The sequence below is a fragment of the Streptomyces sp. SID12501 genome, from assembly GCF_010550245.1.
Classification (GTDB): domain Bacteria; phylum Actinomycetota; class Actinomycetes; order Streptomycetales; family Streptomycetaceae; genus Streptomyces.
The window spans coordinates 1-579 of sequence record NZ_JAAGLU010000311.1 but is presented as its reverse complement, the minus strand read 5'-3'; the positions used below and the strand labels follow the sequence as shown (position 1 = coordinate 579).

Here is a 579-nt window from a genome sequence, read left to right as displayed (position 1 = left end):
CCCTGAGCAGGCGCGGACACGCCGTCCTGGCGAACAACCGCGCCCTGCGCGCGCTCAGGACGGCCGAGGTGATGCAGCGGATGTCGGCCAAGGACAGGCGCGCCCTCGCGGAAAGCCTGGCCGCCTTCCGCGCCGCGGCCGCCGATCCGGCGGCCCTCGGTGTCCCTCCGCGAGGTGACACCCTGTCGGACACTGCCTGAACCGCGCCCGATGGGGCGGCGGGGCAACGAGATGCGCACGGGTCGGCGCCCGTCCCGGCAGACTGCACCTGTGGCCGGCACCGGCCACCGCGAAAAGGGACGAGGGCATGCGCAACCACTCCGAAGCCTGGCTCGGCGCCGCTGAAGAAGCGCTGCGAGCGACAGCACCCACCGCACTGCCGTCAGCGGCCCGGGAACTCCTCACCACCCACGTTCGGGCGAGCGAGGTCACGCTCCTGCTGGCGGACTACGGGCTGGACGTGCTGCAGCCGGTGACGCACCTGCCCCACACGGGAACGCAGGTCCCGGTACGGGACGGAGCCCCGGCCGGCCGGGCCTTCGCCACGCAAACCCCCGTCCTGGAGGTCACCGGCGATCC

2 pseudogenes are annotated in these 579 nt (G+C 73.7%); both read left to right on the top strand.

Going from position 1 to position 579, the window contains the following annotated elements:
• Positions 1-200 (top strand): annotated as a pseudogene (locus tag G3I71_RS45935) (MarR family transcriptional regulator); the annotation flags it as partial.
• Between the two features lie 107 nt (positions 201-307).
• Positions 308-579: pseudogene (locus tag G3I71_RS45930) on the top strand (phosphatase); the annotation flags it as partial.